The 25010-nt window shown below is 32.6% G+C and carries 21 protein-coding genes; 10 read left to right on the top strand and 11 right to left on the bottom strand.

All coding sequences use genetic code 11. From position 1 onward, the window contains the following. Nucleotides 1–862: 862 nt before the first annotated feature. From thrS to rplT, 4 genes are all read left to right on the top strand, one after another. A complete protein-coding gene (gene thrS / locus AC8GF4_RS10485; RefSeq protein ID WP_506594490.1) occupies nucleotides 863–2809 on the top strand; it encodes a threonine--tRNA ligase in 1947 nt (648 codons plus the stop codon). Nucleotides 2810–2825: 16 nt separating this feature from the next. Then, nucleotides 2826–3383: a translation initiation factor IF-3 gene (infC, locus tag AC8GF4_RS10490; protein ID WP_506594526.1), complete on the top strand. Its 558-nt coding sequence runs from the start codon at nucleotides 2826–2828 to the stop codon at nucleotides 3381–3383. 108 nt (nucleotides 3384–3491) lie between these two features. Then, nucleotides 3492–3689: a 50S ribosomal protein L35 gene (gene rpmI, locus AC8GF4_RS10495; protein ID WP_022827375.1), complete on the top strand. Its 198-nt coding sequence runs from the start codon at nucleotides 3492–3494 to the stop codon at nucleotides 3687–3689. A gap of 148 nt (nucleotides 3690–3837) precedes the next feature. Next, nucleotides 3838–4182 (top strand): 50S ribosomal protein L20, encoded by a 345-nt coding sequence (gene rplT, locus AC8GF4_RS10500; RefSeq protein WP_035633036.1) that lies wholly within the window; start codon nucleotides 3838–3840, stop codon nucleotides 4180–4182. 89 nt (nucleotides 4183–4271) lie between these two features. Here the strand turns inward: rplT and AC8GF4_RS10505 are convergent, their stop codons facing one another. The 8 genes from AC8GF4_RS10505 to AC8GF4_RS10540 form a co-directional block, all read right to left on the bottom strand. Further along, complete coding sequence (locus AC8GF4_RS10505; RefSeq protein ID WP_506594494.1) at nucleotides 4272–5483, bottom strand: porin; 1212 nt, start codon at nucleotides 5481–5483, stop codon at nucleotides 4272–4274. 377 nt (nucleotides 5484–5860) lie between these two features. Continuing rightward, the gene (locus AC8GF4_RS10510) at nucleotides 5861–7063 is read right to left on the bottom strand and encodes a porin (protein ID WP_506594496.1); all 1203 of its coding nucleotides are present in this window, start codon (nucleotides 7061–7063) and stop codon (nucleotides 5861–5863) included. Nucleotides 7064–7081: 18 nt separating this feature from the next. Beyond that, on the bottom strand, nucleotides 7082–8422 hold the full coding sequence (locus AC8GF4_RS10515) for an anaerobic C4-dicarboxylate transporter family protein (RefSeq protein ID WP_506594498.1): 1341 nt from the start codon (nucleotides 8420–8422) through the stop codon (nucleotides 7082–7084). An 85-nt stretch (nucleotides 8423–8507) separates the two neighbouring features. Then, nucleotides 8508–9566: a type II asparaginase gene (locus AC8GF4_RS10520; RefSeq protein WP_506594500.1), complete on the bottom strand. Its 1059-nt coding sequence runs from the start codon at nucleotides 9564–9566 to the stop codon at nucleotides 8508–8510. A gap of 54 nt (nucleotides 9567–9620) precedes the next feature. After that, complete coding sequence (gene aspA, locus AC8GF4_RS10525) at nucleotides 9621–11030, bottom strand: aspartate ammonia-lyase (protein ID WP_506594502.1); 1410 nt, start codon at nucleotides 11028–11030, stop codon at nucleotides 9621–9623. A gap of 180 nt (nucleotides 11031–11210) precedes the next feature. Beyond that, entirely contained in the window at nucleotides 11211–12890 is a 1680-nt protein-coding gene (gene aspT / locus AC8GF4_RS10530) for an aspartate-alanine antiporter (RefSeq protein ID WP_506594504.1), read from the bottom strand. 349 nt (nucleotides 12891–13239) lie between these two features. Beyond that, nucleotides 13240–14856, bottom strand: a complete 1617-nt coding sequence (locus AC8GF4_RS10535) for an NAD-dependent malic enzyme (protein ID WP_506594506.1) — start codon at nucleotides 14854–14856, stop codon at nucleotides 13240–13242. A 185-nt stretch (nucleotides 14857–15041) separates the two neighbouring features. After that, on the bottom strand, nucleotides 15042–15812 hold the full coding sequence (locus AC8GF4_RS10540; RefSeq protein WP_506594508.1) for a DUF2490 domain-containing protein: 771 nt from the start codon (nucleotides 15810–15812) through the stop codon (nucleotides 15042–15044). A 269-nt stretch (nucleotides 15813–16081) separates the two neighbouring features. Here AC8GF4_RS10540 and AC8GF4_RS10545 point away from each other — a divergent pair, with 269 nt between their 5' ends. Beyond that, entirely contained in the window at nucleotides 16082–16885 is an 804-nt protein-coding gene (locus AC8GF4_RS10545; protein ID WP_506594510.1) for an endonuclease/exonuclease/phosphatase family protein, read from the top strand. A 112-nt stretch (nucleotides 16886–16997) separates the two neighbouring features. Here the strand turns inward: AC8GF4_RS10545 and AC8GF4_RS10550 are convergent, their stop codons facing one another. The 3 genes from AC8GF4_RS10550 to AC8GF4_RS10560 all read right to left on the bottom strand — a co-directional run bounded on the left by AC8GF4_RS10550 (nucleotide 16998) and on the right by AC8GF4_RS10560 (nucleotide 19689). Next, nucleotides 16998–18260 (bottom strand): asparagine synthetase B, encoded by a 1263-nt coding sequence (locus AC8GF4_RS10550; protein WP_506594511.1) that lies wholly within the window; start codon nucleotides 18258–18260, stop codon nucleotides 16998–17000. An 88-nt stretch (nucleotides 18261–18348) separates the two neighbouring features. Next, nucleotides 18349–19014, bottom strand: a complete 666-nt coding sequence (locus AC8GF4_RS10555) for a response regulator (RefSeq protein ID WP_506594513.1) — start codon at nucleotides 19012–19014, stop codon at nucleotides 18349–18351. A 3-nt stretch (nucleotides 19015–19017) separates the two neighbouring features. Further along, nucleotides 19018–19689: a sensor histidine kinase gene (locus AC8GF4_RS10560; RefSeq protein ID WP_506594515.1), complete on the bottom strand. Its 672-nt coding sequence runs from the start codon at nucleotides 19687–19689 to the stop codon at nucleotides 19018–19020. A gap of 869 nt (nucleotides 19690–20558) precedes the next feature. Between AC8GF4_RS10560 and AC8GF4_RS10565 the strand changes: the two genes are divergently transcribed. From AC8GF4_RS10565 to AC8GF4_RS10585, 5 genes are all read left to right on the top strand, one after another. Further along, a complete protein-coding gene (locus tag AC8GF4_RS10565; RefSeq protein WP_506594517.1) occupies nucleotides 20559–21110 on the top strand; it encodes a phage tail protein in 552 nt (183 codons plus the stop codon). A 48-nt stretch (nucleotides 21111–21158) separates the two neighbouring features. Continuing rightward, nucleotides 21159–21710: a phage tail protein gene (locus AC8GF4_RS10570; protein WP_506594519.1), complete on the top strand. Its 552-nt coding sequence runs from the start codon at nucleotides 21159–21161 to the stop codon at nucleotides 21708–21710. A 61-nt stretch (nucleotides 21711–21771) separates the two neighbouring features. Beyond that, on the top strand, nucleotides 21772–22923 hold the full coding sequence (locus tag AC8GF4_RS10575) for an ABC transporter substrate-binding protein (RefSeq protein ID WP_506594521.1): 1152 nt from the start codon (nucleotides 21772–21774) through the stop codon (nucleotides 22921–22923). 2 nt (nucleotides 22924–22925) lie between these two features. Beyond that, nucleotides 22926–23846: a methionyl-tRNA formyltransferase gene (locus AC8GF4_RS10580; RefSeq protein WP_506594523.1), complete on the top strand. Its 921-nt coding sequence runs from the start codon at nucleotides 22926–22928 to the stop codon at nucleotides 23844–23846. A gap of 51 nt (nucleotides 23847–23897) precedes the next feature. Then, nucleotides 23898–25010: hypothetical protein (locus AC8GF4_RS10585; RefSeq protein ID WP_506594525.1), on the top strand; the 1113-nt coding region annotated here is incomplete at its 3' end.

Below are 25010 nucleotides of genomic sequence, written 5' to 3' on the forward strand. Positions count from 1 at the left end.
GTTGCGGGTGCAAAAGTAGACCCTTTATTCGTTTAAACAATGACTTTTTACATTTATTTTACCTTAATTTTACACTTATCTTTTAACACATTGATATATCGAAATTTACAACCCCACCTTTTTGAGGATTTCTGAATTTCTAATAGGCGTTTTTGATGATTTTATCGGTTTTACACGGATTTGGGGGTTGGATCTGCGTTTTAGCGCGCTAAAATTGGCCACGGATCTAACCGATACAACGGATTTATGCGGATTTTTGCCTTTGGAGCTTTCTATCCTATATATTATAACGCCTTTTATCCGATTTAGTGCCGGATTTAACGCCCAAGCTCTCTCTCCAGCTCCATTTAATCTAATCTGAGCATGAATGTGACGCGGATGAAACGGATTCGCTAAAGCGAAAACACGGATTTACACGGATTCTTTATCTTTTAACAACAATATTTTAATTACTGTTCTCTATACCTATATATAAGGTATAGCCCAATATCACTTTTTCAATTTAAAAAAGTCTGGTTTTACAGGGATTACTCAGGTTTTTACTTCACAGTAGCCTTCCTATATATTAAGGTGTTACTTTTGAAAATTTATAAAAACAAATTTTTTTATGAAAACCAAGGCCCTAGCCCTGATAGAAGGGAAAATCCTTAGGAGCCGGCGTTCGGCGCATAAGATTGGAATGAGAGCAGGAATTAGCTCCTGATTTTAAATATGATCATAAAATAAAATCAGATTATTTTTAATACTATCATTTAATCACTTGTTAAATGTATTTTCTACCTATATATAAAACAAACCCTATATATCTATTGTATGTGTTTTGTTAATGCTTTATATTTGCATTCTTAAAATACACAAAACAATGATTAAGATTACTTTGCCCGACGGGTCAGTTAGAGAGTATGTTCCAGGGGTAACTCCTATGGATGTTGCAAAAAGCATTAGCGAAGGATTTGCTAGAAACGTTATTTCGGCTTCTTTTGATGGTACAACTATTGAAACAACAACTCCACTGACAACGGACGGCAGTCTTACTTTATACACTTGGAATGATGCTGATGGTAAGAAAGCTTTCTGGCATTCTACCTCACATGTTATGGCACAAGTGCTTGAGGAGATGTATCCTGGAATACAATTAACTCTTGGGCCTGCAATTTCGAATGGTTTTTATTACGATGTAGATTTTGGCGATCAAAAAATATCTGATGCTGATTTTAAGAAAATTGAAGACCGAGTTCTTGAAATTTCAAGAGGAAAACATGAATTTAAATTACGTCCAGTTTCTAAAGCAGAAGCATTGGAAATATACAAAGACAACGTTTACAAAACTGAACTGATTACCAACCTTGAAGATGGCACAATCACTTTTTGTGATCATTCTACTTTCACCGATTTGTGTCGTGGAGGCCATATTCCGAATACTGGAATTATCAAAGCGATGAAAGTAATGAGTGTTGCCGGCGCATATTGGAGAGGTGACGAAAAAAACAAACAGTTGACTCGTGTTTATGGAACTTCTTTCCCTAAACAAAAAGATTTGACTGAATACCTAGAACTACTTGAAGAAGCGAAACGTCGTGACCATAGAAAACTAGGAAAAGAATTGGAATTGTTCGCTTTTTCACAAAAAGTAGGTGCAGGTCTACCATTATGGTTGCCAAAAGGTGCTGCTTTGAGAGATAGACTAGAGCAATTTTTGAAAAAAGCTCAGAAAAAAGCAGGTTACGAACAAGTGGTTACTCCACATATTGGTCAAAAAGAATTGTATGTTACCTCTGGTCATTATGCAAAATACGGAGCAGACAGTTTTCAACCTATAAACACTCCTGCTGAAGGAGAAGAGTTCTTATTAAAACCTATGAACTGTCCTCATCACTGCGAAATCTACAATGTAAGACCTTGGTCGTACAAAGATTTACCTAAACGTTATGCTGAATTTGGAACTGTTTACAGATACGAACAAAGTGGTGAATTACATGGTTTAACACGTGTACGTGGGTTTACTCAGGATGATGCACATATTTTTTGTACTCCAGAACAATTGGACGAAGAGTTTAAAAAAGTAATTGACTTAGTACTTTATGTATTTGGTTCATTAGGTTTTGAAAATTTTACAGCTCAAATATCTTTAAGAGACAAAGAAAACAGAGATAAATACATAGGATCTGATGAAAATTGGGAAAAAGCAGAAAATGCTATTATCAATGCCGCTGCAGACAAAGGATTAAATACCGTTGTTGAATACGGAGAAGCCGCTTTCTACGGTCCAAAACTGGATTTCATGGTAAAGGACGCTTTGGGAAGACAATGGCAACTAGGAACAATACAAGTAGATTACAACCTACCCGAGCGTTTTGAATTGACATACAAAGGTTCTGACAATGAATTACACAGACCTGTGATGATCCACAGAGCTCCATTTGGATCTATGGAACGATTCATTGCCATTTTACTAGAGCACACAGCAGGAAATTTCCCACTATGGTTAATGCCTGAGCAGGCAATTATACTGTCTTTGAGCGAGAAATATGAAATATATGCGAAAAAAGTTTTAAATCTGCTAGAAAATCACGAAATTCGCGCCCTAATTGACAACAGAAGCGAGACAATAGGGAAGAAAATTCGAGATGCAGAAATGCAAAAAATCCCGTTTATGCTGATTGTAGGCGAGGAAGAAGAGAAGAACGGCACCATTTCTATCCGTCGTCATGGACAAGAAGGAAAAGGAAATATCAGCGTTACAATAGAGGAATTTGCTTCGATTGTTGACGAGGAAATCAAAAAAACATTAAAAGTATTTACAGTTTAACTTAAATTATAAAGTCATAGCAATAAGAAGCAACAGAGGTTACCAACCTCGCGTAGAAAAGAAGGATGCACACAGAATAAATAATCTTATTCGTGGAGTACAAGAAGTAAGACTTGTGGGTGAAAACATTGAGCCTGGAGTTTTTAAACTTGCAGAAGCTTTAAGATTAGCTGATCAATTTGAATTGGATCTAGTTGAGATTTCGCCAAACGCAGAGCCGCCAGTTTGTAAAATCATGGATTACAAGAAATTTGTTTACGAACAAAAGAAACGTGATAAAATCCTGAAAGCAAAATCTACGCAAGTAGTAGTGAAAGAAATCCGTTTTGGTCCTCAAACAGATGAGCATGATTACGAATTTAAGAGAAAAAACGCGGAGAAGTTCTTGAAAGAAGGAGCTAAATTAAAAGCTTTTGTATTCTTTAAAGGTCGTTCTATCATCTACAAAGACCAAGGGCAAATCTTATTATTGAGATTAGCAACTGATTTAGAAGAATTTGGAAAAGTAGAAGCAATGCCAGTTCTTGAAGGAAAAAGAATGATCATGTTTATTGCTCCTAAGAAGAAAAAATAGTTAATAAGCAAAAGTCAAATGGGCAAAAGTTGGAAAACTAATGGCTAATGGCTAATGACTAATTACTCAAAATAAGTAAGTAAGAATAAATTAAAACACTAGGAAAAAATGCCTAAAATGAAAACCAAATCTAGCGCCAAGAAACGTTTCAAAGTTACTGGTTCTGGAAAGATTAAAAGAAAGCATGCTTTTAAAAGTCACATCTTGACTAAAAAATCTAAAAAACGTAAATTAGCTTTGACACATTCAGCGCTAGTTCACAAAACAGATATGAAAAGCATCAAACAACAATTAAGAATTATCTAGTAGAAGTATAAAGTCTTGAGAATTAAGTATTAAGACTAACACTTTAAAGAATTCTTTAGGTTAAAAACAATTTCAATAACCTTGGAGTATGGCTTTTAAGTTCCTTTGATTCAATTCAGGACGCCTGCTACAAAAAAACAATAAAATTATGCCAAGATCGGTAAATTCAGTTGCAAAAAGAGCAAGAAGAAAAAAAATAATGAAGCAAGCCAAAGGTTTCTTTGGTAGACGTAAAAACGTTTGGACAGTTGCTAAGAATGCGGTAGAGAAAGCAATGTGCTACGCTTACCGTGACAGAAAAGTGAATAAAAGAAATTTCCGTGCATTATGGATTCAACGTATCAACGCTGGAGCTAGATTGGAAGGAATGTCTTATTCTCAATTCATGGGTAAAGTAAAAGCTAACGGAATCGAATTGAACCGTAAAGTTCTTGCCGATTTAGCGATGAATCACCCAGAAGCTTTCAAAGCAGTACTTAATAAAGTAAAATAAACGTTATATAAACTCAATTTAGAATTACTTACTTATAAAAAACCCAATCGTTCATTCGATTGGGTTTTTTGCTATTCTAAAACGTTCTATTATAAAACCAATAAAGGAGCAATAATTCCAAAACTCAACAAACCAGTAGTGTAGTCTTTTACTCCAAAGGCTGTTTTTGCATAATTTGTATAATTATAATTTCTTGCAACGTAACCTAGGTAAAATTTCATATTATAGTCCTTAAAAGGCAAGTATTCTATTGTTGGAATTATGCCATAGCTAGAAGATAGTTTAGATTTCCCATTTGGATCAGGATTATCTTTCCAATAAAAATTAGTTGTCATTAGAGTTAAAAGCAAATTGATTTTAGGAGTAACTAAATATTCTGTTCTTAACCAATTTCCAAGATAAACAACATTTTGGGCTGCAAATTGATATTGACTATTGATGATATCAGAAATCATTTTTCTTCGATCTAATCCTTCGTAGGTGTATTGAAAGTCATAATACAGGAGGATTTTTTTGGATTTAAATTTATTCCCTAATGCAATATAATTCATATTTACACCTTTAGCTTCTCTAAAAAAAGAATAACTATAAGTAGTTTCTATTTTTTTATTAAAAAAACTACTTCTCCAATTTGTCACAAATGCAAATGGATATTCTGAAGCTAATAAGCTTGGTGGTGCAGTTACTCCGTATTGTTCTTCGAAAGTTTTGGTTCTAGAATTTAAAATTTGAAAAGAAAGCGAATTCATTCGATCCTTAAAAGTATGAGATATCTCTGCACCTACCAAAAAATTATCAGAATTTCCTATAATATCGTTGTAAGCTAAAATATTTATAGGATTCATATCAAATTCCCATCCTCCAAAATCTGCCACTAACTTCCCTATAGCTAAATCAGTACTCGGTGTTAACTCTATTTTAATAAAAGCTAAATCAATTGCTCTACTAATATTATCTAGATTTCCAGGCTCAGGCTCTCTAGTATATCTATTACGAAATCTAAAACGTACTTTGTCATGAATCTTACCTTTAATTTCAAATCTAAATTGATCAACATTATAACTTGACAAAGTATGATTCCCATTTAAAAAATTACTTGCAAAAGCAAAACGGGTATTAAAAATAAAATCAATATCCTTTAAATAAGATAGTTTTGAATTTAAAAGCGAAGATTTAGCCGTATCAAAAGCAAACAGATTTCCTTCATTTGACTGTTTTTCCATTTGTCCAATATGCTCCACTTGTCCAATTGAAAAAGTTGGAGTTAAAAAAAATAGAATGAATATAAAATATATTTTCAATTTTTATTTGTTTAAAAACTTATTAAATAATTTATTTAAATAAAAAATATATCAAAAGTAAATAACGCCATGAACAAATTACCTTTGGCTATAACTAAAACTTAATAATAGTCAAGAAAACAATATGGTAAGTGAAGTTATTAAAATAAAATTACATATTCTTTTGAACTAGATTTTATATCTACCACACTTGAATGAACCTACAAAATCGATCACTCACTGTTTTTTCTAAATAAAACTTATCAATAAAATATTGGTTTAGGATTCGTTTTTAATAACAATTCAAATGCTATAGATTTATTCTTCGAACTGATTTTATAATTAATTTTATAATAAAAACATTCGTATGAGGCCAGTTTGTTTTCAAAACTTGCCTATTACAAAACCAATAATGGAGCAACAAATCCGATTCCTAAAAACCCTGTAGTATAATCTTTGACTCCAAAAATATTTTCAGCATAACTAGTGTAATCATACTTTCTAGCAGTATAAGCGATATAAAACTTCAAATTCATATCTTTAAATGGCATGTATTGAACTGTTGGAATTAGTCCATAACTAATTGATAATTTTGAGCTACCGTTTGAATCTGGATTATCATTCCAAGAATGATTACTATTCATTACTGTTAAAAGTAAACTAATTTTTGGAGCTACTAAATACTCTGCTCGTATCCAGTTTTCGACGTAAAGAGTATTTTGTGCAGCATATTGATATTGACTACTTATAATATCTGATACAATACCTTTCCTATCTAAACCTTCATCACTGTAATGGAAATCATAATACAATATAAAATTTTTGGTTTTGAACTTGTTTCCCAATACAAAATAATTCATGTGAGCCCCGTTGGCTTCATTGAAAAAACTGTAACTATAGGTGGTTTCAAATTTACCATCAAAAAAGTTACTTCTCCAATTGACAACCGCCGCCAAAGGATATTCGGAAGGGTTAATGTTTGGTGGTGCAGCATTACCATATTGCGATTCATAGGTTTTTGTCCTTGAATTCAATAACTGTATAGAGATCGAATTTTTGCCATCTCCTATATCATGTGATATTCCTGCTCCAACCAAGAAGTTATCTGCATATTCTATAATGTCATTATAGGTTAAGATGTCAATTGGATTAAAATCGAATTCGTAACCTCCCCAATCTGCACATAATTTACCAAAAGAAAATTTAGTCTTTGGTGATAAATCTAAACTAATAAAAGCTAGATCGACAGAACGACTTATGTTATCTAAATCTCCTGGCACAGGCTCTCTAGTATACCTATTGCGAAATCTAAAATACACTTTATCATGAATTTTCCCTTTTATTTCGAACCTAAGCTGATTTACATTAAAATTAGAGAGTGTATGATTACCATCTAGAAAACTACTATTGTAGGCCATTCTTGAATTAAAAATCACATCTACATCTCTTAACAAAGACTGCTTATTGACTGGTATTAAAGATTTTAAAGAATCTGGAATAAAAAAACTTCCTTCATTAGTCTGTCTTTCCGTTTGATCCACTTGACTAAATAGAGCAATGGGTAAAAATCCAAACATTAGATATAAAAAATATTTTTTCATAATTTTATAATTAAAATTTTATAATAAAAACGATCCTAATAAAAATCCAACTGCAATAGCCACCCCAATAGCAACTACACCTGGAACCAAAAAACTATGGTTAATTACAAATTTTCCAATTTTGGTACTACCAGTCCTGTCAAAGTTAATTGCAGCTAAAAGTGTTGGATAACCAGGTAAAACAAAATCACTGTTTACAGCAGGAAAAATGGCGATTAGTGCTGGATTAGCCACTCCTAAAACCAAACCTAGTGGCATCATTGTTTTGGTCGTAGCAGCTTGACTAAACATTAATACTCCCATAATAAAAACGGCTATAGCAAAAGTCCAAGGATAAGCAGTTACTATACCACCTAAGGCTGCTTGTATTATATCATTGTTGGCATGCATAAAGGTAGAGCTCATCCATACCACACCAAAAACAGAGACTACTGCAGATGCCATAGAGGTAAACAAACTAGCTTTAGTAACTTCCGAAGTACTTGTTTTAGTAATTAACATCATGGCAGCAGAAGCAGTAAGCGTGATTACACTAATTATGGTTACCATAGACAAAGAACCATCAGCGGCAACGGCAAGTGTTTTAATTCCAGGCTCAAAACTTGGAACTAAACTTGGAAAAGCCCCAGCAATCACAATCAATATAATGGCAAAAGTAAAAATCAAAACCGAAGTTTTGGCTCCAGGTTTTAATGGTTTTTCGTGTCCTTCAGTATCTGCTTCCATACTTAAAGCATACTCTGGGTCTTTCATTTTTTCGATAAAAATAGGATCGTCATTCAATTCTACTCCTTTTTTGAAAACAGAAAAACAACCAATTAGTATACCGATAATACAAGCTGGAATACAAATCATCATGATATCTACCAATGCTCCTGGATACCCCAAAATCACAACCAATGCTGCAGTAGCCGCACTCATTGGACTTCCTGTTAATGCTAAATGAGAAGCTATAACAGAAATACTTAAAGGTCGTTCCGGACGAATTCTTTTCTTTGCAGAAACTTCTGAAATAATTGGCAATAAGGAATAAACAATATGTGCAGTCCCTGCAAATAAACATAAAAAGTAGACCGTAAAAGGGGCTATAAAAGTAATATTTGAAGGATTGCTTCTAATGACTTTTTCGGCTAAACTTACGAGATAGTCTAATCCTCCTGATGCTTGTAGGGTTGCTGCAGTTGTCACAATAGCCATAATAATCAACATGACATCGAGAGGAGGATCTGTTGGTTTCATTTTGAAAACAAAAATAAAAACTAATAAACCAACCATTCCCATAACTCCTAATCCAATTCCTTTCATTTGTGAACCAATGAGAATCATTGCAATAAGAACTGTAAATTCAATCCAAATCATATAAAGCTTATTTAAGATAACTACTATTTAGTTTAAAATTAAAAAAGGGAATACTTGTATTGTACAAGACTCCCTAATTCGTTAATTAATATTCGAAGAAATTCTGTTGAATTTTATTTTTATCCGATGTTTCCGATAAAGACAACATTAATAAAACTCTTGCCTTTTGTGCGCTCAGATCATCTGCAACAACAAAACCAAGCCCAGCATCATCAACTTCATTTTCCAAAGTTGTTCTTCCTGATCCTGTTCTATTGGATCGGCAAATTAAGATTCCATTTTTAGAAGCCTCTGCTAATGCTTTACCAACTGGAGCATTAAAATTTCCATTTCCCATACCATCATATATAAGACCTTTTACAGATGCATTTAACAAACCAGTCACCGTAATTGGATTTGCATCAGCATATCCATAAACTATCTCTACTTGGGGTAATGAAGTTAATTTTGAAACATCAAACTTTTTTGAAGGATTCTTTAATGATTGATAGTAGTAATTTACTTTACCATCATAAATTAATCCGATAGGACCAAAATTACGAGATAGAAAAGTTTCCAGATTCGTAGAACTAGATTTTGTAACATCTCTAGGATCAAATATTTTTTCATTCATAGCAACAATAACCCCTTTTCCTTGACTTTTAGGATTTGCAGCAACCATTACTGCATCTAATAAATTTCTATTTCCATCTTGACTCATTGCCGTTGAAGGACGCATAGACCCAACAACGACAACAGGCTTATCGTACATAACAGTTAATTTTAAAAAATAAGCAGTTTCTTCTTGTGTATCTGTACCATGAGTCAAAACAATAGCATCTGCTAAATTTTCTTTGAATATTTGATTAATTCTATTGGACAATTTTAACCAAGTAACCACATTCATATCTTGGCTTCCAATTGAAGCAACTTGCTCTCCAGTGATTTTTCCGTAATTATGTATTTGAGGAACTGCATTAAGTAAATCGTCAATTGGCACTTTTCCTGCTGTATAAGCTGATTTTGTGGATGATTCTCCTGATCCTGCAATAGTTCCTCCTGTTGCCAAAATCATAATTCTTGGAGAAGTTTTCGTGATTTTGTCTTGTGCTTGTATTTGTAATACAGTAAAACAAACTAAAAATAATAAAACAATTTTTTTCATAACATATTTATTTGATTAATATACAATGGTGCACGATTCCTTCTTAAACTACTATTAAGAAGTAATAAATTTAGGATTGATTAAATTTTCAATAGAATAAATTTCATCCCATTTGTCTTGAGTAATTAATTTTCTTTCTACAACCGCTATTTGATGAACACTTTTTCCGGTTTTTAAAGCTTCACCTGCAATGCTGGCGCTTTCTTCATAACCTAAAATTGGGTTTAATTGTGTTACAATTCCAATACTATTCATTACCATATTGTAACAATGTTGCTCATTGGCAGTAATTCCATTTATACATTTATCGATTAAAGTCTGAATGGCTTTTGTCAAATAATCTAAAGAAGTAAACATCGCGAAAGCAATTACGGGTTCCATAACATTTAATTGCAATTGTCCCGCTTCGGCGGCCATTGTTACTGTTAGATCTTGACCAATAACATAAAAACAAGTTTGATTGACCACTTCTGGAATAACAGGATTTACTTTTCCCGGCATAATTGAAGAGCCTGGTTGACGTGCGGGCAAATTAATTTCATTGAAACCCGTTCTTGGTCCAGAACTCAACAATCTCAAATCGTTACAAATTTTAGAAACTTTAACTGCTGTTCGTTTCATTGTTCCCATTATTTGAACATAGGCGCCCGTATCAACTGTTGCTTCAATTAAATCGGGAGATAAGGTTAATGGAATACCAATTTCTTTAGCCAAATAATTGACACAAATTTCTGGATACCCTTCTGGAGCATTTACTTTAGTACCAATTGCGGTTGCTCCCATATTAATTTCTAAAACCAAACTTTGAGCATCACGAAGTCGTCTTACATCTTCTCCAATTGTCGTTGCGTAAGAATGGAATTCCTGACCCAATGTCATAGGTACTGCGTCTTGCAGTTGGGTACGTCCCATTTTTAAGACTTTATTAAATTCTTCTCCTTTGGCAGTAAAAGCAATTTCTAAATTTTCCAGTGACTTTATAAAAGAATCCATCTTAAGGTATAATGCTATTCTAAATGCAGAAGGATAGGCATCATTTGTGGATTGAGAACAATTCACGTGATTATTTGGGTGCAGAAAATTATATTCTCCTTTTTTGTGACCTAAATATTCTAATCCAATATTTGCAATGACTTCATTGGCATTCATGTTTACAGAGGTACCAGCACCACCTTGAATTAAATCACTCACAAATTCCTGATCAAATTTACCAGCAATAACTTGATCACTTCCGTAACAAATGGCCTCTACAATTTTGGCATCTAGAGCTCCGCAATCTTTATTGGCCAATGCTGCCGCTTTTTTAACATATCCCAAGGCTTTAATAAATAGTGGTTCTTTGGAAATTGGAATTCCTGTAATATTAAAATTTTCCACCGCTCTAAAAGTTTGAATTCCGTAATACAAATGATTTGGAATTTCTAATTCTCCTAAAAAATCGTGTTCTTTTCTTGTTGCTTCCATATTAAAAATTTTGTTTTTTCTTGTTTTGACTTATTTTTAAGTAAAAATAATTAAAATTAATTATTATTTTACTTAAATAAATTAACAATACTATTTAGATGCCAAATAAAATAAATACTCATTTATCTAAATCAGTTGTAATTGTTTTTTATATCTATTTATAATTAATATTTAACTAAATCAACTCATCATTGAAACCAAAATTGGACCCCATGAAGTCAATAAAATATTGCCTAAAGCATACGGAATGGTATATCCCAAAACAGGAAACTTACTTGCTGATGCATCTTGAATTGCTTTTAATCCAATTGTTGAAGTTCCTGCTCCCGTTTGAGCGCCCAATAAAATAATAGGATTCATCTTTAGTACATATTTTCCAAAATACAGACCAATAATATGAGGAAGTATTGCAACTATTAATCCTGCAAATAGAATGCTAAATCCTATTTCTTGAAGACCAGAAATAAAACTTGGCCCCGCTGCCAATCCAACTAACCCAATAAATGTAGCCAAACCAACATTGTCAAATATCCACAATGCAGCTTCGGGAATTCTACCAAACATTGGTGTTCGAGAATGCAACCAACCAAAGATTAACCCCATTACCAAAGCACCTCCACTTGTTGATAATGTAACTTCTATACCGAAAACGGTAACCGATAATAATCCGATTAGTCCTCCTAAAACAATTCCTAATCCAACAAAAATGATATCGGTTTCTACACTAAGCCTATCCAAAAAGCCTATTTCTTTTGCTACATTTTCTATGTGTAACAATTTACCGCTTACTTTTAATACGTCTCCCCTATTTAAAATTGTTTTTCTGCTAAAAGGTATTTCTTGATACTCTCTAGTTACTTTATCCAACATTAGGCCATTTCCGTACTGCTTGCCTAAATCACCAATTGATTTTCCAGCAATATTTTTATTTGTTACTGTAATATCCATGTGCGCCAATGGAAAGTTTAGTAACTCTTCATCCAAAACTTCTGGACCAATAGAAGACAAACTATCCAAAATAATTCCATGTTGCGCCATTATAACCATAATGTCATCTTTGCAAATTATGGTATCTGGAGTTGGTTCGAATAATTCACCATTGTGTCGCATCCTTTGGATAGCCAATCTTAAATTTTCATTTAATTTTTCAAATTCGCCAATAGTCAGACCGATCCACTTATCATTTGTGATTTTATACGCTCTTATGATCCACCTTTGATAGGCAGATTGTATACCAGGCTCATGCTCTGTTTCACCCGTAAGTGACTGACTTAGTTTTGCACTTTCTTCTAATAAATCTATTCGTAATAATTTTGGAGCAATTGTGGTTATAAAAAAAACAAATGAAATAGCTCCAATAAGATACGTTATTGCATAAGAAACCGGCATATTATTAATGAGCCGTGCTTTTTCGATTCCATCTATTGGGAGTTTGTTTATAGCTTCGGCAGCTGTACCTATTAGTGTAGACTCTGAAAAAGCACCTGCTAAAAGTCCAGCTGCGGTTCCCAAATCATATCCTAATACTTTGGATATTCCAAAAGAAATAAACAAACATGAAACACAAATAACTAAAGTGAGCATTAATTGAGGAAATGCATTTTTTTTCAATCCTTGAAAAAACTGAGGTCCTACTTTGTATCCAGTTGCAAAGAGAAAAAAATCAAAGAAAATGACTTTTACAATAGAAGGAATTTCAATATTTAGTTGTCCTATTAATACACCTGCCAATAAAGTTCCAAGAACAACACCAATTTTAAAAGTACCAATCTTGATATGTCCAAATGCAAATCCTAAAGCTAGAGTTAAAAAAACAGCCAATTCGGGATGTTCTTGCAGAATAGAAGTTAGTTTCCCCATTTAGATAGAATAAAATTTATAAAACAATTTCAACAAAAAATATAATATAATTTTAACTATTCAAACTAAAACAAATGGAGTAGGATTTAAAGTAAATCAGTCTGAATCATTATTATGAACTTTTACTATTTTAGTTTAATTTTGATAAACAAATCAATCAATTTTATTTAAAAAAATGGGGTTTTTTTATAATCGATATAAATTTAGTTCAAATATTTACATAATTAATTAAAAATTAATTAATTACCATAATTTATAATCGTTGTAAATAATCGTTGTACTACTGGATACTTTTTATACAAAATAAAAAGAAAAGTGTACTATTTAGACGCTACAAATCGCAATTAGTTCACTTATATTCTGGAGTATACATTTTACTTTTTATAAAATCACTGATACTAGAAGGTCGTTCAATACTGGCTAAACCCAATCTAAAAATTTCTTCAGCAACTTTCTCGGCTACCTTAACAGATACTTGTAAAATAGCATCTATATTGGGATAAATTAACCCTTTTTCAAAATCTTCAAAAGACACTTGTTCTGCAACAGCTTCTGCAGCTGTCAACAATAAATCGTCTGTAACTCTTTTCGCTTCAGTTGCAAAAATGGCTAGTCCTAAAGCTGGAAAAATAAAAACATTATTACCTTGTCCAGGTGTAAAAACTTTTCCCTGATATTCAACCGGGGCAAATGGACTTCCACTAGCAAAAATAGCTTTTCCTTTACTCCAAAAATAAGCTTCTTCAGCAGTACATTCAGAATGAGAAGTAGGGTTTGAATAAGGGAAAATTATAGGGCGCTCATTTACAGCACTCATGTTTTCTATAACTTGCTGATTGAAGGCCCCTCCTACTGTACTTACTCCTACTATCGCAGTTGGTTTCACACTTAAAACTGCTTCGGAAAAATCAGTACACAAGTCAGCTTCATGGGCAAATTGCAATTGATGTTCCAAAAGATCTGTTCGGCTTTTTACAATTAAACCATTAACATCGAACATCCAGATTTGATTTAAGGCTTCATCTCTAGTCAAGCCATCTCTTTGAAATTTCTTGACCAACATATCAGCAATACCAAACGCGGCTGCACCAGCTCCTAAAAACAAAAACCGCTGCTCTTTAAATTGTTTATTCATCAAACGGCTTATTGAAATAAATCCTGCTGTAGCAATGGCCGCTGTACCTTGAATATCATCATTAAAAGTAGATACTTTTTCTTTATATGTATTTAAAATTCGGATGGCATCTACACCAGGAAAATCTTCCCACTGGATGCAGACTTTAGGAAAAACTTCATTCATAGCTTCAACAAAAGCAGCTATAAAGTCATCAAATTCTTTCCCCCTTATTCTATTGCATTTCAACCCTGGATACAAAGGGTCATTAAGAAACTCAACATTATTAGTCCCAACATCCAAAACAATTGGCAACGTATATTCTGGAGGTACACCACCGCAACTAGTGTATAAAACTAATTTACCGATTGGAATACCTAATCCGAAAATTCCCAAATCACCTAATCCTAAAATACGGCCACCATCTGTAACAACAGTAAACCGAACGTCTTTTACAGGCCAATTTCTAAGAATTGTTTTGATATTATCTTTCTGAGTAATTGAAATAATCAACCCCCGAGGTCTTCGAGACACCTGACCAAATTTTTGACAAGCTTCTCCAACTGTTGGGGTATAAACTAAAGGAAGGAATTTTGCTGGTTCGCTAGAAATTGTTTTAAAAAACAAAGTTTCATTGTTTTCTAACAATTGCATTAGAAAAATATATTTATTTATGGGTTTTTCAAAATTTTCAAGTTGTCCTTGTACTCGTACTACTTGTGTTTCTAAGGTTTCAATTGTTTCGGGCAACATTCCCTGCAAACCATATTTTTCTCTTTCTTCATTATTGAAAGCCGTACCTTTATTTAATCTTGGATTACGTAATAACGAATAACCAGTATTGTCTTCCATAAATTTTCTGTTTTTAAAAAATTAGTTTTCTTTTAATTCAAACAAACTTTAACTTTTTTAAACAAAAAATCATTTATGTTTGAAATAATCCCTTAACAACTTGTCAGTTAATTATCAGAACATAAAAATACTAAAAATATTCAATACCAATTAATTACACAAAGATTAAAGTTACTTCAGAATAATTATTCATCTCCGGAATGATGCTCTTGTACTTTTGGAGCATTATGTTTTATAACCGTATTCAGATAAAAAAATAATCTTAAGGTATGATTCATATCATATTGATACCCATTCGATTTTTGTTGGTATACATTCATATATCCAAAATCATAACTTAACTTAGGGTTGATATTTTGTCTTATTCCAACAAACAGCCTATTTTGATCAAATGTATTATACACTACTTCTTTTCCAAACTGAATCAATATTTCATCGGACACAACCAAAGAAGGCAATTTTTTATTGCTAAAAACAGGAATGGTAAAACTTGCCAAGTATCGAACCCTATCTGTAAATTTAAGCTCACCTGTAGGCTCATCATTGGCTATTTTTTCTTGCCAACGTTGTTCATTCCGTATTCTTTGAAGTATGCTTACTTTGCCAACCTTGGTTAACAATTGTGCTTGCTGGTATATTCTGTTTTCATCTGCATAAGTTGACCACCCCTCTTTTGTAGGGGCAAGCCACATGTGTGCGTAACCTCCAGTAATTGATACAGAAGCATTTGGTATGTACGTAATTCCACCTCTTAAAAAATAAAAATTATTACTGTCAAAAAATTCATTTTCACGAATATGCGCATCTGCAACAATACCCCAATGATCACTAATTTTTGTTATAGTGTTTAAGGATATCCAAGTTTGCATTTGTTCGTTTACATCTTTTTTTGGTGTTCCCTGACTAAATATTAAAAACGGAAATAATAAAACTGTAATTTTAAGTGCATTTTTCAAAATAGTGCTGTTTTAAATTTTTGGATAAACTTGAGTTAAAATTAATTAATATATCAATACTTTTTTTTTAAAAGTAAAATTACTTTTCATTTCAATACATAAATATGATTTTTATCATAATAGAAACTAGTAAAATCAATTTTTAATTAGTCAAAACAAAAAAGAGATTTTAACTGCATTTCATGTTTGTTTCAAAAACATATTAGTTAATCAGAAGCATGTCTCTTAAATAAAATACATTTGCAAACAAAACAGCACTTACCCCAAAAATGAAATCAAAATTTCTTTATTTATTTCTCTTCTTTTCTTTACCGATTATTTCCCAAACCAAACTCCTTTCCTGGAATCTCGAAAACTTTGGTAAATCCAAATCCGATCAAGAGATTACATTTATTGCCTATACTATAAAAGACTATGACATTGTCACTATCCAAGAAGTAGTGGCTGGAGATGGTGGCGCACAAGCAGTGGCAAGACTTGCCGACGAACTTAATCGAAAAGGCAGTAAATGGGATTATCAAATAAGCGAACCTACTTCAAGCAGTGCTTATAAAACGGAACGTTATGCTTTTCTATGGAAAACGAGTACCGTAAAACTAAAAGGAAAACCGTGGTTGGAACGCAACTACCATCTTAAAATAGACCGTGAACCTTATTATGCCACTTTTGAAATAAAAGGAAAATCCATAACTATTGCTGCTTTTCATGCCATTACAAAAAGTAAACAACCCGAAACTGAAATTAAATATTTCAAGTTTTTACCTCAATTGTATCCAACTTTGAACCTGATATTTGTTGGAGATTTTAATTGTCCACAATCGCATTCTGTATTTAATCCTATAAAAAAAATGGGTTATGCTCCTATTTTAGTAAATCAAAAAACATCTTTAAAAACCAAATGTAAAGGAAGTAATTGTTTGGCTTCGGAATTTGACAATATGTTTTACAAAACCAATTCCATAAACTATATAAAATCTGATGTAATCCCTTTTTATGAAAAATTCGCGACCTTAAAAGAAGCTCGAAAAATTTCTGATCACATTCCGATTTGGGTTGAATTTTCATTGAATTAAAAAATCAACCGCAAATTCGCAGATTATTTATAACAATTTGATTTTTAATTTGTAAATCTGCGTTAAAAAAAATTAGAATCTGAAATGCAATTACAAGATTTGAATTTATATTCTATGTTTTCTGTTTTTTCTTTCTAGCCGCTGGAAACAGAACATTATTCAATATCAATCGATACCCTGGAGAATTAGGATGCAAATCCAATACAGTAGCAGGATCACCAACTTGATGTTGAAAATCTTCTGGATCATGACCTCCAAAAAAAGTAAACATTCCTTTTCCTTTTTCACCGTGAATGTAGCGTGCTTCACCGTTGAGTTCGCAAGTTCCCATTATCAATACATTCGATTTTACCAGTTCGGAGTCGAAGGCTGTTGTTTGTCCCATGAATCCCTTAACCAATTGCGTGTGATTTTGACACAACATACTAGGTATAAAATCCCATTTGGCCGAAAAATCCATCAATGTGAAGTAATCTTTATCCATTGGTATTTTTCGTTTAAGAGTCATATCGATATCCGAAAATTCATATTGTTCCGGTCTGCGTTCCAAAGTAAAATTCTTGAAAGCAAAAGTACTGCCAAAATTCAATTTTGATTGATAGTTGGCCTCACTTGGATCTCCATCAAACATTGGTTCACAAATATCGACTCCATCGGCGGCCAAAGCAATGTCAAAACTATCTGTAGCAGAACACATAGCAAATAAAAATCCACCACCAATAACAAAATCACGTATTTTTTTTGCCACGGCACCTTTTTCCTGTGACACTTTCTCATAGCCCATTTTTTTGGCCAATTCTTCGGCATCTCTTTTTTGATCTATGTACCAAGGAACATTTTTGTAGGCGCCGTAAAATTTGCCGTATTGTCCCGTGTAATCTTCATGATGTAAATGCAACCAATCATAAAGTAACAATTGATCACTTAAAACTTCTTCATCATATATAGGTGTAAAAGGAATTTCGGCATAAGTTAATACTAAAGTAACGGCATCATCCCAAGGTTGTTTGCCTTTGGGTGTATAAACAGCAACTTTGGGTGCTTTCTCCAAAATCACGGTTTCCATGTTTTGAGAAGGACTAGCAATTTCATTTAGAATAGCAGTTTCTTCAGCATCCGAAAGAATTTCAAAACTCACGCCACGTATTTGGCATTCTTTTCGAATTTCTTCTGTATCTGGCAACAAAAAAGAACCTCCACGGTAATTGAGTAACCAACTGGCTTTGTAATTTTTGGCCAAACACCAATAGGTAATTCCGTAAGCTTTAAGATGATTTTGTTGCGTAGTTTCGTCCATTGGCAACAAAACAAAAGAGGCTCTAGAACTAAAGGATATTAGAAAAATAAATATAAAAAGTAGGCTTTTGCATTTCATTTTAAAACTATTTTACAGCAAAGATAGCAGGAAGTAATTCTTTTTATCTTTTATAATATACAAAGTAAACTTTTTTAACAATAATCAATTAAATATCCAAAGAAACTATTGCATTCTGGATGGCATAAACAACCAAACCAGCAATGTTTTTGGATTCTGTTTTTAGCAACAAATTATTTCGATGCCCTTCAACTGTTCTAGGGCTAATGAATAGTTTTTCACCAATTTCTATCGTGCTTTTTTGTTTGCAAATGAGTTGTAAAACTTCTAATTCTCTTGAAGTTATAAAACCAGTATCAAAACTACATTTAGATTTTTTATTTGTGATTAAATCCTTCTGTATAATATTCATTACATACTCTGGATAATAGAAACCTTTTGTTGCTACTTCATTAATAGTTTCAAATAATTCTTGTGGCGTAGCATTTTTTACCAAATAAGAAACTGCACCAACATCAATCATATTGGCTATAAACGACTTAGAGTCATAACTAGTTAAAGCTATTATTTTTATATCAGAAAAATCTCTATGTATGATTTTTGTCGCTTCAATACCATTTAACAAGGGCATTTTCAAATCCATAATTACTATATCTGGCTTGGGATTATTTCCCTTTAGAAAATCAATCAATTCTAATCCATCAGAAGCTTCAAAAATGACATCTATATTCTCTTCTCTTCCCAATAAAAAAGAAATTCCTTTTCGAAACAAGACTTCATCATCTGCTAAAATTATTTTTATTTTTTGCTTCATATTTTAAAAATTAAAAACTACTGAAATACCATTTTCCATTTGAGATTCAATCGTTAGACACCCTTCCAAAACAGTAATTCTACTTGCAATATTCTTCATCCCAAGTCCTTTATGGTTTTGCATTTTTTTGAAATCAAAACCAATTCCATTGTCAGTGTACCTACACATTTTTTTTTCATTCACCTCTTCAAAAAGAAGAGAAATAAAAGTTGCTTTTCCATGTTGAACTGAATTGGTCAATAACTCCTGCACAATTCTAAAAACATGTATGTGAGATTCATTCTCTTTAAAATCAAATTTTAAATTGTTTTTATATTCAATTTTCACCGATCTGTCGGCTTCAAATTCAGAACATAATTCCTCAATTCCTGCGTGAAGTCCAAATTTTTCTAAAACAGGAGGAAGTAGTCTATGTGACATTTTTTTTGAACTATTCAATGCCTTTGCAGTGTACTCCATAATGTTCTTGGTAATTTCTTCAACATCTTTTTGAAGCAAATTCGGAATTTTAAGCAAATGACAATTTAGAGAAATAACATTCAATTTTGAACTAATATCATCGTGTAAGTCTTGGGCAATTCGTTTTCTGTCCAATTCAAGAGTGCGTATTACTGCAGACAATTGATTTTTTTTCTGAAAAATATCCGAATTATTCAATTCTATTTTTTTTTCCATAGGGTTTGAATATAAAATATTGACTGCTTTCTTAAAAGTGATAGATTGATTCTTGAATTCAGAACTAAAAACTGCTAAATTATCTTATATTTAACATTCAAAATTGTATTTTGTCGGTATTTTAAAACTTTAAACGACAAATATAAATATATTTAGTCATTTTCCTAATAAATATAATATTTCTTATTCTTTTAAATCAAACCTAAAATAAAATCGCTGCTTTTTAATTCAATATAAAACTATTCAATTTTACTAAAAAATACTCATGCAAATTTGAATTAACAGTTTAAAAAAATTAAATAACATTGGATAAAAAAGCAAAATTTTCATTCACTATTTATAAAAAACATACAATACTATATTTCATATAGTCAATAACAAACATAAGAAAATAAATCTATTTAAAAGTTAAAAAATTAACTATACTACTGAATATCAATCTTATGAACTATTTTTTTTTAATATTTTTAAAAAATAACTTGTTTAAAAATTCTTTTAGACAAAAATCAACCTACCCATACCTCAATTTTTTACTTTCATAACACAAAAAAAGGCACTGACGACATTTTTATATAAAAAAATAGGTAATAACTTAATTTCATTATTTATTAGAGTGTTTTTATTTACAATTTCAATTTGCAGACTATTTTAATCCATTGACATTTCATTTAAATAAAATTAATTTTTGTCCATCGGAGATTAGAGTCTTTTATCTTGAAAATGAGCTGTTTATGAAATTTAATTCTAAATTCGTTTTTCAAAATTTATAAAAATTAAAAAATGAGTTTTTAAAATACACGTAAAAATACGTGTAACTGATTAAATTTTAATTACTTAATTTAATTTTCAAACTTAAAAACTAAAAATTTATGTCAACAGAACCATTTATTGGAGAAATTAAAATTTTCGGCTTTGATTTTGCGCCAAAATCGTATGCAAATTGCAATGGACAACTAATGCCAATTTCACAAAACTCAGCTCTTTTCTCCTTGTTAGGAACAACTTATGGCGGCAATGGGCAAACAACATTTGGGTTACCCGATTTAAGAGGCAGAATGCCTATAGGACAAGGATCTGGGCTTGGATTACCGTCTCACAGCATGGGGGAAGTATCAGGTAATACAAACGTAACATTATTAACTTCAAATTTACCAGCTCATTCACATATTGCTCAAGGAATTTCTGTGAATGTCCCTGTGGCATCTAATAATGGAGATGTCAGTGATCCAACTGGTGCTTTTCTTGCAAAAGGAAATTCTGACATCTATTCCTCTGTGGCAACTAGTAATAATTATGGAGCTTTAACCGTAGCCGGACAAACTGGAGTTACTGGTAGCAACATGCCTGTGGACATTACTAATCCGTATTTGGTAATCAACTATTCCATAGCAATTTACGGTATATTCCCTAGTAGAAATTAGAACACTTCTTGCTTAATTTAATTTTTCATTCATTAAATACTAAAAAATATGTCAACAGAACCATTTATAGGAGAAATCAAGATATTGGGTTTCAATTTCCCTCCAATGGGTTATATGCTATGTGCAGGACAACTTATATCAATAGCCGAATATACTGCATTATTCTCCTTAATAGGAACCAATTATGGAGGTGACGGGCAAACAACTTTTGCCTTACCCGATTTGCAAGGCAGAGTGCCAATAGGTCAAGGACAAGGTACTGGATTGCCTAACTATGTAATTGGGCAAAAAGGTGGGACGACACAAACCGCATTAACTACAAATAATTTACCAGCCCACGTTCACCCCGCTACTGGAATAACAGTCAATATGCCTGTGTCAAATAACAACGGTGATGTGTCCGATCCAAGTGGAGCTTTTCTAGCCAAAGGAAGTTCTGATATTTATTCCTCAGTTGCAACAAGTAATAACTATGGTCCCTTAACAATAGCTGGACAAACAGGAATTACAGGAAGCAATACTCCAATAGATATTACTAACCCTTATTTGGCAATTAACTATTCTATTGCTCTAGAAGGAATATTCCCAAGTAGAAACTAAACCATTAAAATAAAAAAAGGAAATTCTAAAAAAATTTCCTTTTTTGACATAATAAAAGTACATGCAAACAATTGGAATTTTATTACCTCGATCCACCTATTACGAAACTATCGGTTATGATTTATACGAAGGACTTCGATCTAGTTTAAAAAATCTTGGAAGAACCGATATAAAAATAGTTTCTGAAAACATAGGCTTTGGAGCAGACAAACAACAATGCTATCGAAGCGCAGAAAGGCTTTTATTAGAAGAAAATGCAGATCTTGTAATTGCTTATATAGGACACCGAACAGCACAATTACTTCGCCCTCTTTTTTTGGCGGCCAATAAAATGCTTATAGTTCTTGATGCTGGTGCCAATTTACCACACGAATGGTCAGCTTGTCCAAATATTTTTTACCACTCCCTTCATAATGCATTGGGTGCTTGGCATATTGCCAAAGATGCTGTTGCAAATGGTTATAAAAATGCAGGTATGGTAACTGGGTACTATGATGGTGGCTATTTGCATACTTATAGCGTTTCCAAAAGTTTTGAAATGGCAGGTGGAACTATTTGTTTCAATCATGCTACTGGATATAAAGACCTTGATTTTACTATGGAGCCTTTAAAACTTCATTTGGAACAATATCCCGACAGCGCATTATTAAGTCTTTTTAGTGGTGATTTCGTACAATGGTATTTTGAAGGAATAAAAAAATTATTTGAAAATAAAAACATTCCTATTTATTTACCTCCTTTCGCTTTTGAAGAAACAATGTTGTCTCAGGCAGTATATCCAAGTAATAATATAAAAGGAATTGCAGCTTGGTCTAAAAATATAAATAGCGAAGCCAACTTAAATTTTATTGAAACAATTACAGAAACTGGCAGAACGCCTAATTTATTCTCTTTATTGAGTTGGGAAAGTGCTACAATTGCATTAAAAGTATTAGAACTCGCTGAAATACATAAAAAAAACACTTCAAAAATTGCAACTGATTTACAATTATTTGAATTTGAAAGCCCAAGAGGAACTATCTATTTCGACTCAAAAACCAATACCTCTATTTCCCCTTTTTATAATGCTACTATTGTTCCTACAGAAGATGGGATGTGCGAAGTTTTAATAGAAGGAGAAGCTAAAGGTGTATTTGAAAATTTTGTGAATTTAACCAATCAAGATTTAAACAATAGTACATCGGCTTGGTATAATAGTTATGCCTGCATCTAAAAATGGAAAAACAAAAAAAAATAGTAGTCTTGTGCGGTGGCAAATTTGCATTCAAAACATTGCAATTACTTGCTTACGAAAAATTTATATGTGGAATTGGTATTGGCAATGGAAGTGAGAATATTGTTGAAGCATTAGAAAGAGAAGCCGAAGACAGTAACATCGGATTCAAATCATTTCCAAAACAAAGTAGCATTTCAGAAATGAAAAATTGGTTGGATAATCTTCAACCCGATTATATATTTTGCATTTCCTTTCCTTTTTTGATACCGGAATCTGTTTTAGGGTATGGAAGTGAAAAATTCATCAATTTCCATCCCGCACCATTACCTCAATACCGTGGAGCAATGCCCATTTTTGAAGTACTTAAAAACCAAGAAAAAGAAACCGCAATCTGCGTTCATTTTATGAATTCAAAATTTGATGAAGGCCCCGTAATTTTTAATGACCCTGTTACTGTTAATCCTGACGACACTTATGGAAAACTAACAGTACGATTAAGTGATCGTATGGTACAAATAGCCTTAAATATGGCTAATATGGTTCAGTTTGCCAATAAAATTCCAAGCCATCCACAAGATGAAGCGAATTCTTATTATTATGAAAAACCAACATTATCGGACACTTATATTAATTGGAAACGAATGTCTGGGAGTGAAATTATTGCACTAATAAATGCTTGTAACCCATGGAATACAGGTGCCGATGCGACAATGCTTGGGGAGCAAATAAAAATAATTTCAGCAACACTATTGCATTCAAAACATAACAATCAACCTGGAACAATTGTATCGATTACTGATACTTTAAATATAGCTTGTAATGATAACCAACAAATAGCAATTGAAATACTGAGTACAGAACAAGGTATTATGACTGCAAAGCAGTTTGGATTTTTAAAACCCGTTTTCAGCACAACTTAAAAGTAAAATTTCTTCAATCAAAATTTGATATCCACTTAAAAAATTGAAACCATGAAAAAGAACATTACATTAATTCTAACTCTGCTCCTCTCTATTTTTTTCTTACAAGGAAATGCTCAAACTCAATTTTGGAGCGATGATTTTGATGCTGGCCCAACAGCAGGAAGTACCAGAACACCAGAAGGTACTGGTGGAATAAATTCACCTGCAACAAGTTATTTTAAACTTACTGATGGAACAACCGTTTCTCAGGAAATAGCTTTTACGGGAAAACAAGGAACCAATTATTGGGCTGGAGAGGACCATAATGCTGCAGGAACTGGATTACCATCCGCTGGAGCAGGCACCGATGATATAAATGATGAATTAACTATTACATGGACAGGGATAAATATTTCCGGCAAATCTGGATTAAACTTTAAAGGTTTATTTGCTGCCAATAGTACGAATGGACCTTGGGACACTAAAAACGCTACTTGTGATGGAAACTCCACTACAAATACAGACTATATTATCATTCAATACCAAATCGATGGAGGAGCATGGACAGATGTGATTCGCTTTTTCAACAAAGGAGGTAATATCGCAAATAAATACCTTTATGAAGATACCGATAACAATGGCTGTGGTGATGGTGCTCAAATAACAAATGCTTTTGGAGAATTTACTAAAAATATTACTGGAACTGGAACAACTTTAAATTTACGTATTAACGTTTATTCTGAAGGAGATAGAGAAGAATGGGGAATCGACAACTTCCGTTTATTTGAAACTGCATCTTGTGTTAATCCAACTGCGTACAACGTAACAGGTGGAGGTGCTTATTGTTCTGGAGGAACTGGTACTGCTGTTGGTTTATCCAATTCTGAAACAGGCGTAACTTATCAATTAAAAAATGGAGCTACTAATGTTGGTAATGCTGTATCTGGAACTGGTGCCGCTATTTCATTTGGTAACCAAACAATAGCTACCACTTACACAGTGGTTGCAACTAGAACTACAGGAGGTTGCACAAATACAATGACTGGGAGTGCTGTTGTAAGTATTAATACTACTACAGCGCCAACGGCTTCAACTCCACAAGCTTTTTGTAATGCGGCTACAATTGCCAATTTAACCGCGACTGGAACGGCCATCAAATGGTACGACGCTGCAAACAACGGA

This window comes from Flavobacterium rarum (SeqCode), assembly GCF_965234445.1.
GTDB classification, from domain to species: Bacteria; Bacteroidota; Bacteroidia; order Flavobacteriales; family Flavobacteriaceae; genus Flavobacterium; species Flavobacterium rarum.